The organism is Nitrosospira multiformis (assembly GCF_900103165.1).
Lineage (GTDB): Bacteria > Pseudomonadota > Gammaproteobacteria > Burkholderiales > Nitrosomonadaceae > Nitrosospira > Nitrosospira multiformis_D.
Genome location: NZ_FNKY01000001.1, coordinates 3,331,760 through 3,345,418 on the forward strand (window position 1 = coordinate 3,331,760; position 13,659 = coordinate 3,345,418).

Annotated in this window: 11 protein-coding genes, 1 tRNA gene and 1 pseudogene; 3 read left to right on the forward strand and 10 right to left on the reverse strand. The window is 54.7% G+C overall.

Annotation, left to right across the window (positions count from 1 at the left end; genetic code table 11):
* Window positions 1–90, reverse strand: a tRNA-Ser gene (locus tag BLR00_RS15105).
* Between the two features lie 135 nt (window positions 91–225).
* Here BLR00_RS15105 and BLR00_RS15110 point away from each other — a divergent pair.
* Window positions 226–921 carry a Bax inhibitor-1/YccA family protein gene (locus BLR00_RS15110; RefSeq protein ID WP_074633945.1) on the forward strand — a complete coding sequence of 232 codons (696 nt, stop codon included), beginning with the start codon at window positions 226–228 and terminating at the stop codon, window positions 919–921.
* A gap of 82 nt (window positions 922–1,003) precedes the next feature.
* Here the strand turns inward: BLR00_RS15110 and rlmD are convergent, their stop codons facing one another.
* The 9 genes from rlmD to BLR00_RS15155 all read right to left on the reverse strand — a co-directional run bounded on the left by rlmD (window position 1,004) and on the right by BLR00_RS15155 (window position 9,317).
* On the reverse strand, window positions 1,004–2,320 hold the full coding sequence (gene rlmD / locus BLR00_RS15115; protein WP_074633946.1) for a 23S rRNA (uracil(1939)-C(5))-methyltransferase RlmD: 1,317 nt from the start codon (window positions 2,318–2,320) through the stop codon (window positions 1,004–1,006).
* A gap of 51 nt (window positions 2,321–2,371) precedes the next feature.
* Window positions 2,372–3,145 (reverse strand): 3'-5' exonuclease, encoded by a 774-nt coding sequence (locus tag BLR00_RS15120; protein ID WP_074633947.1) that lies wholly within the window; start codon window positions 3,143–3,145, stop codon window positions 2,372–2,374.
* Window positions 3,146–3,211: 66 nt separating this feature from the next.
* The gene (locus tag BLR00_RS15125; protein WP_074633948.1) at window positions 3,212–3,634 is read right to left on the reverse strand and encodes a YdbL family probable chaperone protein; all 423 of its coding nucleotides are present in this window, start codon (window positions 3,632–3,634) and stop codon (window positions 3,212–3,214) included.
* Between the two features lie 35 nt (window positions 3,635–3,669).
* Complete coding sequence (locus BLR00_RS15130; RefSeq protein WP_074633949.1) at window positions 3,670–3,879, reverse strand: hypothetical protein; 210 nt, start codon at window positions 3,877–3,879, stop codon at window positions 3,670–3,672.
* A 7-nt stretch (window positions 3,880–3,886) separates the two neighbouring features.
* Window positions 3,887–5,917, reverse strand: coding sequence for an intermembrane phospholipid transport YdbH family protein (locus tag BLR00_RS15135; RefSeq protein ID WP_074633950.1), 2,031 nt, complete (start codon window positions 5,915–5,917; stop codon window positions 3,887–3,889).
* Between the two features lie 162 nt (window positions 5,918–6,079).
* Window positions 6,080–6,967, reverse strand: a complete 888-nt coding sequence (cysM, locus tag BLR00_RS15140) for a cysteine synthase CysM (RefSeq protein ID WP_074633951.1) — start codon at window positions 6,965–6,967, stop codon at window positions 6,080–6,082.
* Window positions 6,968–7,176: 209 nt separating this feature from the next.
* A complete protein-coding gene (locus BLR00_RS15145) occupies window positions 7,177–7,470 on the reverse strand; it encodes a ComEA family DNA-binding protein (protein WP_074633952.1) in 294 nt (97 codons plus the stop codon).
* Between the two features lie 29 nt (window positions 7,471–7,499).
* The gene (gene ssb, locus BLR00_RS15150) at window positions 7,500–7,958 is read right to left on the reverse strand and encodes a single-stranded DNA-binding protein (protein ID WP_074633953.1); all 459 of its coding nucleotides are present in this window, start codon (window positions 7,956–7,958) and stop codon (window positions 7,500–7,502) included.
* The gene (locus BLR00_RS15155) at window positions 7,959–9,317 is read right to left on the reverse strand and encodes an MFS transporter (RefSeq protein WP_074633954.1); all 1,359 of its coding nucleotides are present in this window, start codon (window positions 9,315–9,317) and stop codon (window positions 7,959–7,961) included.
* Window positions 9,318–9,443: 126 nt separating this feature from the next.
* Here BLR00_RS15155 and uvrA point away from each other — a divergent pair.
* Together uvrA and BLR00_RS15165 are read left to right on the forward strand one after the other, a co-directional pair.
* Window positions 9,444–12,262 (forward strand): annotated as a pseudogene (gene uvrA / locus BLR00_RS15160) (excinuclease ABC subunit UvrA).
* 20 nt (window positions 12,263–12,282) lie between these two features.
* Window positions 12,283–13,605: a glycerate kinase type-2 family protein gene (locus BLR00_RS15165; protein WP_074633955.1), complete on the forward strand. Its 1,323-nt coding sequence runs from the start codon at window positions 12,283–12,285 to the stop codon at window positions 13,603–13,605.
* Window positions 13,606–13,659 lie beyond the last annotated feature (54 nt).

The following is a 13,659-nucleotide window of genomic DNA, read 5'->3' on the forward strand; positions in this document are numbered from 1 at the left end:
TGGCGGAGGCGGTGAGATTCGAACTCACGGTAGAGTTGCCCCTACGGCAGTTTTCAAGACTGCTGCCTTAAACCGCTCGGCCACGCCTCCCAAATGGGTCGCACGAATCATACCGTTTTGGGACTAATTTTTCCAGTAAGGCCTCTATACCCATAATGATATTGCAACTTTCCATAAACATGCGTAGTCTTATGCATGTAGAAGTTCGTCAACCAAGGAGACGTCATGCAACCTGAACTGAGATATTCCGGCTCAATCGCGCAAACCGGGCTTGCTGTTGTTCGCAACAAGGTCCTGCGCAACACCTACTGGATGCTCGGCCTGACCATGATTCCGACGATGTTCGGCGCAATGATTGGGATGAGCACCAATTTCGCATTCCTTGCGCAAGCGCCGATCATGGGGCCGCTGGTGATGCTGGCCGTAATGATGGGCCTGCTGTTTGGGGTGAGCGCCACGCGCAATAGCGTGATGGGGATTGTGTTGCTGTTCCTGTTTACGTTCGTTGCGGGCTGGTGGCTGGGGCCGATGCTGCAATATGCGCTTCATTTCAAGAATGGCGCGCAACTGATAGGAACCGCCGCCGCCGGAACGGGAATGATCTTCTTCACCCTGGCAGGAATCGCGACAGTAACCAAGAAAGATTTTGGCTTCATGCAAAATTTCCTGTTCGTGGGGCTGGTGTTACTGATCATCGCGTCCATCGCTAACCTGTTCTTCGCCATGCCGGCAGCTTCGCTCGCCATCTCGGCCGTTGCGGTGCTGCTGTTTTCCGGCTTTATCCTGTTTGACGTGAGCCGTATCGTTAACGGTGGAGAAACCAACTACGTCATGGCGACGATGGGCATTTATCTTAGCCTCTATAATCTGTTTACCAGCCTGCTGCATCTGTTGTTGGCATTCTCGGGTGAACGAGACTGACAGTCTGAGTAATCTTTGATGAAAAAGGGCGACTGTTACCAGCCGCCCTTTTTTATTCCCAATCCTTTTTCCAATCATCTCTCTAAACGGCGGCTTTTTCAAACAAAGCAATGGATTCGACATGTGCGGTGTGCGGAAACATATTCACCACCCCTGCTGCCTTCAATACATATCCCTTCCCATGCACCAGCACGCCCGCATCGCGGGCCAGCGTAGCCGGATTGCAGGATACATACACAATGCGCGGGGGCGCTGCGCTTCCTTCTCCCAACGAATTGACCGCGGCAATTGCACCCTCGCGTGGCGGATCAATCAGCATTTTGTCGAAATATCCCTGCCCTTGCATCCAGGCTTCATTTATTTCAAACAGGTTGGCTTCGATGAATTGCGTATTACGCGCGAGCCCATTGCGTCTCGCATTCTCCCCCGCTCGCCTGACCATGGCCGCGCTGCCCTCGTAACCCGCCACATGCGCGCCACGCCGCGCGATTGGCAGGGTGAAATTTCCCAATCCGCAGAATAAATCCGCAATGCGTTCCGCCGGTCGCGGATCGAGCAAATTCAGCGCACGTCGCACCAGTATCCGGTTCATAGCGGGATTGACCTGGGTAAACTCGGTCGGGTGAAACGGCATGACAATATCGAATTCCGGCAGGGTGTAATTCAACTCCGGCGCGTTTTCCGGGTAAAACGGATAAGCCGTCTGCGGGCTGCCTTCAGGTTGCAGGAAAAACTGAATGTGATGCCGATCGGCGAAAGCCTTGAGTAATGCTTCGTCCCGTGAGGTAAGCGGCTCCAGGATACGCAATACCAGCACATCTACATCCTCGCCCAACGATACCTCGATTTGCGGGATACGGTCGCGGATCGATAGGCTTCCCACCAGTTCCCGTAACGGCAGGATGAGCCTGGAAATACGCGAGGGCATGACTTCGCAAGCCCGCATATCGGCGACAAAACTGCTGCGCTTCTCGTGAAAGCCGACTAGAACGCCGCCCTTCTTGGCGACATAGCGCACCGACAGCCGCGCGCGGTAGCGATAACCCCAGGCTGCCCCATATACAGCAGGCAGGATTAATTCGGGCTCGACCTTGCCGATATGCTTGAGATTGTCTTCCAGAACGCGTTGTTTTGCCGCCACCTGAGCGCGAGCGTCCATGTGCTGCAGGCTGCATCCGCCGCATATCCCGAAGTGTCTGCATTGGGGTGTGACCCGCGCATATCCTGGCCTGAGAACCTGCCCCACCTGCGCCATCTCGAAGTTTGATTTCTTGCGATAGGGATTGTAGGTGACCACTTCACCGGGCAGCGCACCTTCAATGAAGATGACTTTACCTTCCGCGTGGGCAACCCCGCGGCCTTCCTGATCCAGGGATTCGATGGTGACGGGGGCAATCATCCTAAAGCCGGCAGTTGGACGGGGCAAGGTGAATAAGCGTCGTCGTTGCCGCTACGGCCACTGACCGAGAAATTCCTGCCAGTGAGGTTCGGAAGACTTGCCCAAGGTGAAGCGTACCAGCTCGCATTCGCGTTGATACTGCTCGTCGTCGAGAATACCGCGCATGAGCTGGAAACGCAAAAAGACCAGATAGGTATTCACTACATCGGTTTCACAGTAGCTGCGAATTGCGGCGATTTCCCCATTCTGGAAGGCGCCCCAGACTTGGGAACCCTCCATGCCGAACTTTCCGGGAAAGCCCATCAGCTTCGCCAATTCGTCCAGCGGTGCATTGGCGCGCGGCTGATACAGCGCCAGTAAATCCATTAAATCGAGATGACGCGTATGGTAGCGGCTGAGGTAGTTGTTCCATTTAAACTCGCGGTCATCATCGCCCATCTCCCAGTAACGGCGTGCCTGTAGCCCATGAATCAGGCCGCGGTAATGAAGTACTGGCAGATCGAAGCCCCCGCCATTCCAGGACACCAATTGCGGGGTGTATTTATCGATGCCTTCGAAGAACCGGCGAATGAGTTCCGCTTCGGAGTCTGCCGCACTTCCTAGTGACCATACGCGAAAATCATTCTTGTCGCGCAGTGCACACGAGATTGCGACGATCTTCTGTATGTGTAATTGCAGGAAATCGTTGCCGACAGCCTGGCGGTGCGACTGAAACGCCATGTCGGCAATATCGGCGGCAGCAAGCTCCGGGCCAAGATCATGAAGCTTGCGCAATCCCTCGATATCGGGAACCGTCTCGATATCGAAAACCAGTACCGGCGTCACGTTAAGGGGATCTCAAACGAATTTGATTTGCGAATTTGCGGATTTGCCAATTTATGGTTTGGGATTCTATTTTCTGACCCACGAACCGCTCGCCGCCTGGTACCACCACCCCGGTCTGGCTAATTCGATCCAGCGTTGACCAAAAGTGGAACGGATATCCCCTTCCCATTCGGGCTGGCCATTGGCCCGGGCTATTTCGCGATAAAGTGCATTTCTGTCCTGATTCTCGGAGGCAATCAAGGCATTGACCGACTGGCGTGCCGACAATGGCAGCGCGTTGGCGTCACGCATGGCAATAAGCCCGTCGCGCGTAAGCCCTACCGCACCTCTCGCATAGTATGGCTCCAATTGGCTGTGCCGCTGCTGCATGCTTTGCTTGAGGGTCGCAATCGCCGGCGTATTGATCTCGATATCGGCCGCCGTGTAGCCAGCGAACGATGCCGGAAGCAGTATCATCAGCAATATCAAACGGGAAACTGGATTGCGCATGGTATTCACCTTTAATGTTACGGTTGTAACGGTCGCTATGGTTGCACAGGGGGTTGGGAAGGAACGGGCTTATCCGTCACCTGCCCGCCCTCTTCGGGCTTTTTGAGCTGCCACACTTCTTCGATGATCTTGTCCGCCGCTTTTTCGGCCGCGGCTGCGGGGAAATAAATATTAATGGTGACACATCCAGACAGTAATGTACCCGTCAGTGTCAGCAAGCCTGCGCGAAAAAGAATATTTTTCATATCGTCCCTACTGAAAGATAGGTTTAACGTTTGCTTGAGTGATCCGCTGCAGGCGGTTAATCAGTTCCCACCAGTCCACATCGCGATTATAGCCTATCACTGTGATCGCCGGAATTCCACCACCTTTGACGATGACATAACCTTGCGCCGGATGCTCGGACGCTATCCCGCCCATATGGCAAACACCGTTGCGCAGTGAACAGCTCCAGCCGATCTTTGAATAGCCGAATTCCTCAAAAATATGCAGGAAACTGCGCTGAATCGCCGCTGCCGCCCCCGATCCTCCCAGAGAGGAAATATTCTGCACGGCGGCCTGGCTGATACGGCGCGGATAGTTGCCAGGGCTGCTCATGATGCTGGCGTCAAACTTTATCGGTTTCCAGTCAAAAAGTTCAAGGCCATGCACCGCCACATCAATGCGGCCTTGCATATTACCGAATGAAAACACGCCGGTCAGCAGATTGAGATCGAGATTGCGCATATTCAGATCTCCCACAAGCGACGGTGCCCGGCCCATCGGGTCCAGCACCATCATGTTTCTCAATTCCACCGTGCCATCGAATACCTTGAAAAGCAGGGCGCCATCCATTTTGAGAGTGTGACCCGTGTAGCTCACTTTGGGGATCGTGCCGGACAGCGTACCGTGCATGGGACGGCTTCCCAGCGCTTCCGTCAGCCGCTGCATGGATATGGGCGAAAGCCCGCCGCTGAATTGCCAGTGCCAGTCCTGAGCCTGGCGCGACGCACGAAAATTCTCCAGCGTAACCTCGCCGTCCAGTACCGGAATGGTCATTCGCGGGATGGCGAGATCTTGTCCGTTAATTTCCAGCGGCACACGAAATTCTCCTAGTGGTATCCGCGATAACTGACTATCCTGGATACTGATATCGGCTATCGACACCCCTTGGGCCTGCCAGGGAATGTTGGCGTTCACACCGCGAAATGCAAAGCGCTCGTGTTCGTCTTCCACCAAGACGTCACGCAAATTGAGGGTGAGCAACTCGCTGGCACCATTGCGGTAGCGCAATCGAATTCCGGCATGCCCCGCAGCTTTTAACCCCGTAAAGGAGGTATCCGCCAGAAAAGGTTTCAGCACTTGACTGAACAACGCGGACAATTCCAGATTGCCGGCAAGCAAATCAAGATCGCGCAGTGTGTTGGCAGATCGATCGGCCACGCCCGATAAATCCGCCTCGCCGATACCCGCGAGCACAAGATTTCCCTTGAGCAGGCGAATGCTGCCGTCATCCAGGTTGCCGCTGACACGCAAACGATGACCTTGGCCCGTAAAATAAATCGGTTGCCAGAACACTTCCCCCTGCGGCCAAATCACATCGGCCTGCCATTCCCATAAATTTCCCGGCTGGCGATTCTGACGCTCAGCTTTGGCGGTAATTTCTCCACTGATATTCTCACCCGCATGCAAACCGCTGACATCGCTAAACGCCAATCCATCCACGGCGAAATTGGCCTCCATGTTAGCAAGCCCGCCGGCATTACCGCGCAGCCTGGCCGTACCATTGATTTTCCCCTTGGCAGGCGCAAGCATTTCTCTTTCTTTATCCGGCAGTAATTCGGCAATGCGTGCTACCTGTCCGTTGGTCACGGTCAGCACGCCTTCCCACGCCGCGCCTCCCCAGTGGGCAGAAAGCCGCCAGCCTTCGCTGGCTTCACTGGAAGTCATCTGGATTTTTACATCCAGTGTTTTAGCGCGGGAAGAATAATGAAAGGTTGCGGGTATCGACGCTGATTTGGATAGCCGTAATACTCCATCATCGCAGCTGATCAGACCCTCGGAAAACTGAAATGTATGGCAGGAAAAACGTAAATTACGCCAGATCTTTCCCTGCACCGCAACTTCACCCAACGTTATCTCCAGTACTGACGCTCGCGGACCGGCAAGGCTGGCCTGTATCCCCTTTGCATTTAAAAGGGGGCTGTAAACATCATCGACGGAAAGGGTAATGAGAGGCGCAGCGTATGCGGAAGAAATGGCGATAAAGAATGCTGGCAATATTTTGACGAGTAGCTTAATCATTATCGTCCCGGCCAAACTGAACTGCGTAGCGCCTGGTCAAACAGCCTGCAGGACTCTACAGGACTTAGAGGAAGCCGGCTGCAAAAGCTTCGATTCTTCATGTCCAACAACTGCTAGACCCAGAAAAATGAGGGATACCCCACGCTGCTGAGGGCTGATAACTCAGGCCGGAAAAACCCCCGTTGAAAGGTAACGGTCGCCGCGATCGCAAACAATGGAAACGATCACTGCATTGTGTAACTCGGCGGAAATCTTGAGTGCTGCCGCCAGCGCACCCCCCGACGAAATTCCGGCAAAAATCCCTTCCTCGCACGCCAGCCGCCGGGTCATTTCCTCGGCTTCCGCCTGAGAAACCAGGATAATGCAATCTACCCGGCTGGCATCGTAGATTTTTGGCAAGTAGGCTTCCGGCCATTTGCGGATGCCCGGAATCTGCGCACCTTCTTCCGGCTGTACGCCGATGATCTGGATCTCCGGATTCTTTTCCTTGAAATATTCGGAGCAACCCATAATTGTACCGGTGGTTCCCATGCTGCTCACCAGATGAGTAATTTCCCCTCCGGTATCACGCCAGATCTCGGGAGCGGTACCTTCGTAATGTGCCCGTGGATTATCGGGGTTGGCAAACTGGTCCAGGATGATTCCGCGCCCCTCGTCACGCATCCGCTCAGCCACATCCCGTGCTTCTTCCATGCTTCCCTCTTTTGAAGTCAGGACGATTTCCGCACCAAATGCCTTCATGGATTGCCGCCGCTCCACACTCAAGTGCTCCGGCATCACCAGTATCAGGGGATAGCCCATGATCGCCGCCGCCATCGCCAGAGCGATGCCGGTGTTGCCGCTGGTGGCTTCTATCAGCGTATCTCCGGGCCTGATCTCCCCGCGCGCTTGCGCATGCCTGATCATCGATAACGCCGGACGATCTTTCACCGAGCCTGCGGGATTATTCCCTTCCAGTTTGGCGAGAATGACATTACTGGTTTTCCCCGGCAAACGTTTAAGTTTTACCAGCGGTGTGTTACCGACAAAGTCTTCTATGGTTCTGAACATATCCTATTAATTCGCAGAGAATTTGTAAAAGATCGTGCCGGATTATCGCATACGTGCCGCTCGATGGCTCATCACAAAACGCCCAAAGGATAACTACCAAGAAAACACCGAAGTATCCGTTCCCCGTAGGATGGGTGGAGCAAAGCACAACCCATCGGCAATGATGGGTGCGGCGTAATATCTCCACCCATCCCACCAATACCAGATTTTTATTGCCTGACAGACGGCTTATTTTCCTTGGCCGCAGAAGTGCCGCCAACCGTAATGTCCTTGCGCAGTTGCTTCATGGTGGCAGGGCCAATGCCATTAACCTTTTCCAGATCACCCGGCGATTTGAATGGGCCATTCTTCTTACGATGATCGACGATAGCCTTGGCTTTGGCTGGACCGATTCCCTGAAGGGTCTCAAGCTCGCCCTGAGTGGCGGTATTGATGTTGACAGCCGCGTAGACCGGACCGGCAAGCGCAACCAACATGACAATAAGAAAAAATAGTTTTCTCATAACTCTATATGGCACGTGATTGCATCACATCAAAACGGAATATCATCATCCATGTCATCGAACCCGGTGCCACTTCTTGGGGCAGCTTTACCTCCGGATGTACTCGGCGCAAAACTGCTCTCTTCCCTTTCTCCCCCCTCGTAACTACCGCTTCCCGGCTTGCTGCCCAGCATTTTCATGTCGCTGGCGATAATATCGGTAGTGTAGCGCTCAACGCCGGCTTTGTCGGTCCATTTACGGGTTTCCAGCCGTCCCTCGACATATACCGGACGGCCTTTCTTCAGGTATTCACCAGCGATTTCCGCCAGTTTGCGGTAAAACGTGACGCGATGCCATTCGGTTTTTTCCTGCTTTTCACCGTTTTTGTCTTTCCATGTTTCCGTGGTTGCCAAAGTGATATTGGTCACCGCGTCGCCATTTGGCATGTAGCGGGTCTCGGGGTCTTTACCGAGATTGCCGATGAGTATGACTTTGTTGACTGATGCCATTTACGCTTCTCCCCCAAGTAGTTGAACAACCCCTTCTTCGTCAAAGCCTCGCATATCCACTTTCAGGTAAGCCACGCCTTCACTTGCCAGCACCAGTGCTTCATGCACACCGGGTAGCGCCGCCAATTGACGCGATAGTCCGCTGGCTTTGCCCGTATCCATTTCCTCCACATGGTACATTCTGGTACGCACTGCGGCGGGCGCTTTCATGGTGGCGGCAAACAGCAGCCATAACATCAGCAGGATACCGCAAAACGCAAACAGCGCGGAACTGCCATGATGTTCAAATAAATAGCCGCCAGCGGTGGCGCCGGTAAATGCGCCGAGAAATTGAACGCTGCTATAGACGCCTATGGCTGTGCCCTTTGCGCCGACCGGCGCTATCTTGGAAATAAGCGAGGGCAAGGTTGCCTCCAACAGATTGAACGCGGCAAAGAAAACCAGCAGCGCTGCTGCCGTCCCCCATAGGGATTCGAACGTATACGCCAGCAATACCTGGCTTGCCAGCAATACAGCCACTGCAATGACAAAAACCGGTTTGAGTTTTGCTTTCTTTTCCGCATAGATGATCGCGGGAACAATCAGAACCATGGAAAAGAGCAATACCGGAAGATATACCTGCCAGTGGGAATCTACCGCCAGACCCGACTTGCGCAATGACAACGGCACCACCAGCCACAGCGCCATCAGCACTGCATGTAACGCAAACACACCGAAATCCAGGCGTAGCAATTCGGGATTATGCAACACGTTACCAAAGCGTCCTGATGATGCCTCGGTATCGGAATGGAAACGGCTGATCAATGGATTGGGAATGATCTTGTAAACCACTGCCATTGCCAACAGTGCCAGCACTCCGGTCATGGCGAAAATTCCAGGGACGCCAATCAAGCGATTGAGCGCCGGCGCGACAATCAGTGAGAGCGCAAAGGTGGCACCGATGGTCATGCCAATCGTGGCCATCGCTTTGGTGCGATGCTCCTCGCGGGTGAGATCGGCGGCAAGCGCCATTACCGCGGCGGAAATCGCCCCCGCGCCTTGAATGACGCGGCCAAAGATTACCCAATAAATATCCGTGGCGGATGCGGCCACGAAACTGCCCGCGGCGAACAGAATCAAGCCTATGTAGATAACAGGCTTGCGCCCTATCCGGTCGGACAACCAGCCGAAAGGTATTTGCAGTATCGCCTGGGTCAGCCCATAGGCGCCAAGGGCAATGCCGACCAGCGTATAGTTGCTCCCGCCGGGTAAATGCTCGGCGTAAAACGCGAACACAGGCAGGATGATAAACATGCCAAACATGCGCAACCCATAAATACCGGCCAGACCGGCGGTAGCGCGCAACTCAATCGGAGACATTTTCTCGGGGGGTGATGAGACGGACATGAATCAGATTGGGAAAATGCGGAGAAGTTGAGTATATTAACAGGTTTGACCGGCACTCAGATAGCCCAAGGTTGTCATGAGTGACCAATGGAAGCGTCGATGGAACTCATAAAAATTCGCGGTGCGCGCACGCACAACCTCAAAAACATCAATCTTGATCTGCCGCGAAACAAGCTGATCGTCATCACCGGTTTGTCCGGTTCCGGCAAATCCTCGCTCGCGTTTGACACGCTTTATGCGGAAGGTCAGCGGCGCTATGTGGAATCGCTCTCGGCGTATGCGCGGCAATTTCTGCAATTGATGGAAAAGCCCGATGTCGATCTGATCGAAGGCCTTTCTCCCGCTATCGCCATAGAGCAGAAAGCAACATCGCATAATCCGCGTTCAACCGTGGGCACCGTCACGGAAATACACGATTACATGCGCCTGCTATTCGCGCGCGTGGGCGATCCGCAGTGCCCCGACCACGGCATCACGCTGATCGCGCAAAGCGTTTCGCAAATGGTCGATCATGTATTGAAGCTGCCGCCCGATACCCGGCTGATGATACTGGCGCCGCTGGTGGTGGGGCGCAAGGGCGAGCAGCTGGATTTGATCGATGAGCTGCGTGCACAGGGTTTCGTGCGGCTGCGGATAGACGGCAACATACATGAAATCGATGTGCTGCCAAAATTGCAAAAGAATAAAAAACACACGATTGAAGTGGTGGTAGATAGGCTCAAGGTCACTCCCGATGCCAAGCAGCGGTTGGCTGAGTCATTTGAAACCGCGCTGCGCCACGCTGACGGACGCGCTTTGGCGGTGGAAATGGATTCCGGCCACGAGCATCTTTTTTCCGCCAAGTTCAGTTGCCCGGTATGCAGCTATTCGCTGCCCGAACTCGAGCCGCGCTTGTTTTCCTTCAATAACCCGATGGGCGCCTGTCCCAAGTGTGACGGCCTGGGGAAAATTACATTCTTCGATCCCAAGCGTATCGTTGCTTTTCCTCATTTGTCGCTGGCTTCCGGCACAATCAAGGGCTGGGATCGACGCAACCAGTTTTATTACCAGTTGCTGGCGAGCCTGGCCAAGCACTATGATTTTGACTTGGAGATGCCTTTCGAACAACTGCCTGAAAACATTCAGGACATCATCCTCAAAGGATCAGGCAGGGAGAAAATAGCATTTTCGTACCTGAATGAAAGCGGCGCCCGAACCCAGCGGACACATACCTTCGAAGGCATTATTCCCAACCTGGAGCGGCGCTATAAGGAGACCGAATCGCAGGCCGTGCGCGAGGAGCTGGCAAAATACCTGAATTCGCAGACCTGTCCCGAATGCGCCGGCACCCGCCTGCGGCGCGAGGCCCGCCATGTGCGGGTGGGGGGCGGGCCATTTTCGAAATCAATGCGCTGCCCCTGAAACAGGCCATGGTTTTTTTCGATCAAGTGGAGCTGACCGGGCAAAAGTATGCCATTGCGGAAAGAATTGTCAGGGAAATTTCCAGCCGCATGTTATTCCTCAACAACGTGGGCCTCGATTACTTGTCGCTGGATCGCTCCGCCGATACCTTGTCCGGTGGGGAATCCCAGCGTATTCGACTTGCCAGCCAGATCGGCTCCGGGCTGACCGGCGTAATGTATGTGCTGGATGAGCCTTCCATTGGTCTGCACCAGCGCGACAATAACCGACTGCTGGAGACACTCAAGAATCTGCGCGATCTTGGCAATAGCGTAATTGTGGTGGAACACGACCAGGACGCCATACTCTCCGCCGATCATGTAATAGACATGGGTCCGGGTGCAGGCGAGCATGGGGGAGAAATTATTGCGCAAGGCACACCGGAAGCCATTCGGAAAAGTACCAGTTCCCTGACTGGCAGGTATCTTTCGGGGCAACTGGTCATCGCGCTGCCGGAAAAGCGCACCCAGCCAAACAGTGATCGCTGGCTTCGGATTGAAGGCGCATCCGGCAACAATCTAAAAAACGTCGATCTCAACTTGCCGGTGGGATTATTCGTTTGTATCACCGGGGTGTCCGGCTCGGGCAAATCTACTCTCATCAATGAAACGCTCTACCTTGCGACGGCACGCTACCTCTACGGCAGCAGCACGGAGCCCGCTCCGCATCAAAGCCTGGATGGCCTGGCGTTCTTCGACAAAGTCATCAACATGGACCAGAGCCCCATCGGGCGCACGCCGCGCTCCAATCCAGCCACTTACACCGGCCTGTTCACGCCTATCCGCGAACTGTTCGCGGGCGTACCCCAGGCGCGCGAACGCGGCTACGGTCCCGGACGATTTTCGTTCAACGTCAAGGGTGGGCGCTGCGAAGCCTGTCAGGGCGACGGCATGATCAAGGTTGAAATGCACTTCCTGCCCGATATATACGTGTCATGCGACGTCTGCCACGGCAAGCGTTATAACCGCGAAACCCTGGAGATTCAATACAAGGGAAAAAACATCAACGAAATTCTGCAACTGACGGTGGAACAGGCATACGAATTTTTCAGCGCTGTACCGGTGGTAGCCCGGAAGCTCCAAACGCTGCTGGATGTGGGTCTGGGCTACATCACCCTGGGTCAATCCGCCACTACGCTTTCCGGCGGAGAGGCGCAGCGGGTGAAACTTTCGCTGGAACTTTCCAAACGCGATACCGGCCGCACGCTCTACATCCTGGACGAACCCACCACCGGTCTTCATTTCCAGGACATCGACATGCTGCTGAAAGTGTTGCACCGGCTACGCGACCACGGCAACACCGTGGTGGTAATCGAACACAATTTGGATGTGATCAAGACCGCTGACTGGATTATCGACCTCGGCCCCGAGGGAGGCGAAGGCGGCGGGCAAATTATTGCTGAAGGCACACCGGAGGAGATTGCGGCGAGCGAGAACAGCTTTACCGGTCATTATTTGAAAAGCGTACTCGATTCCTGATCGGGTTCGCAAGCGGCAAAATGAATCACCGAAAGCTTCTGCTCAACAGCTTCAATGCCGCGATCGCTGCAGCCGATCCCCTGCGTATCGTACCGCGGCACTTGCCCATGCCACTCAAGTTGCCCAAAGGACGTACTTTGGTGATCGGTGCGGGAAAGGCCGCCGTGGCAATGGCGCTGGCGGTGGAAAATCATTGGCAAAAAGACGCGGCAATGAATGGCATTGTCCTTACCCGTTATGGCCACGGCATGCCGCTTGAAAGAATCAAAGTGATCGAAGCCGGGCATCCCCTCCCTGACGCACACGGTGAACAGGCTGCCCGAGATATTCTGGGGGAAGTGAAAAAACTCGGTGCGGATGATTTTCTGCTGTGCCTGGTGAGCGGCGGCGGTTCAAGTCTATTATCGTTGCCGGTGGCAGGTGTATCGCTGAATGATCTCAGAAACGTCACCCAGGAATTGCTGCGCTGCGGCGCGGCGATTCAGGAAATCAATACCGTGCGCAAACATCTCTCCGCTATTCAAGGGGGAAGACTTGCCGCTTCATGCCGTGCACCGGTATGGGCGTTGATAATATCGGACGTGACCGGGGATGATCCAACTCATGTTGCTTCCGGCCCGTGTGCGCCTGACCCGTCAACCTATTCGGACGCACTGGAGATACTCGAACGCTACCGGATCAATGCATCCGCCGCAGTGCTGGAAATATTGCTGGCGGGCGCCGACGGCAAGCGCGACGAGACACCCAAACCGGGTGACGCCGTTTTCAGGAATGTGGAAAACCACGTGATCGCCACGGCCCATGATTCGCTGCTGGCGGCGGCCAAATACTTTCATGAACAGGGTATACCCGCCACAATACTGGGTGACGCCATAACCGGCGAGTCACGCGATGTGGCTAAGGTCTTCGCCGCGCTGGTGCGGGAAATCCGTCAATATGGCCAGCCATGGAAACCACCGGTGGCGCTGATCTCGGGAGGAGAAACAACAGTCGCGTTATGCGGAAATGGCCATGGTGAATGGAGCGGCGTCAGTGGAATGAATCCCGGCGGGCGAGGTGGCCGGAACACGGAATTCCTGCTGTCGCTTGCCATTGAACTCACCGGCGTGGCGGGCATCCACGCCCTCGCCTGCGATACCGACGGTATAGATGGTTCGGAAAGCAACGCCGGCGCGATCATGGCTTCGGATTCAATACACCGTGCGAAGCAAATGGGCATCAGCGCCCAAGCCCTGCTTGCCAGCCATAACGCGTATACTTTCTTTGAGCAGCTGGACGATCTGGTACTCACCGGCCCAACCCGTACCAATGTCAATGATTACCGGGTAATTCTGGTTTTGTAGAACTAATATTGCAAAAATGGGCCATAAGACTGCACAGAAGGCATGAAATCGTTT

Excerpts from the sequence above, each read along its gene's own strand:
- BLR00_RS15110 (WP_074633945.1), top strand. The coding sequence starts at position 226 with ATGCAACCTGAACTGAGATATTCCGGCTCAATCGCGCAAACCGGGCTT.
- rlmD (WP_074633946.1), bottom strand. The coding sequence starts at position 2,320 with ATGATTGCCCCCGTCACCATCGAATCCCTGGATCAGGAAGGCCGCGGG.
- BLR00_RS15125 (WP_074633948.1), bottom strand. The coding sequence starts at position 3,634 with ATGCGCAATCCAGTTTCCCGTTTGATATTGCTGATGATACTGCTTCCG.
- BLR00_RS15130 (WP_074633949.1), bottom strand. The coding sequence starts at position 3,879 with ATGAAAAATATTCTTTTTCGCGCAGGCTTGCTGACACTGACGGGTACA.
- BLR00_RS15135 (WP_074633950.1), bottom strand. The coding sequence starts at position 5,917 with ATGATTAAGCTACTCGTCAAAATATTGCCAGCATTCTTTATCGCCATT.
- cysM (WP_074633951.1), bottom strand. The coding sequence starts at position 6,967 with ATGTTCAGAACCATAGAAGACTTTGTCGGTAACACACCGCTGGTAAAA.
- BLR00_RS15145 (WP_074633952.1), bottom strand. The coding sequence starts at position 7,470 with ATGAGAAAACTATTTTTTCTTATTGTCATGTTGGTTGCGCTTGCCGGT.
- ssb (WP_074633953.1), bottom strand. The coding sequence starts at position 7,958 with ATGGCATCAGTCAACAAAGTCATACTCATCGGCAATCTCGGTAAAGAC.
- BLR00_RS15155 (WP_074633954.1), bottom strand. The coding sequence starts at position 9,317 with ATGTCTCCGATTGAGTTGCGCGCTACCGCCGGTCTGGCCGGTATTTAT.
- BLR00_RS15165 (WP_074633955.1), top strand. The coding sequence starts at position 12,283 with ATGAATCACCGAAAGCTTCTGCTCAACAGCTTCAATGCCGCGATCGCT.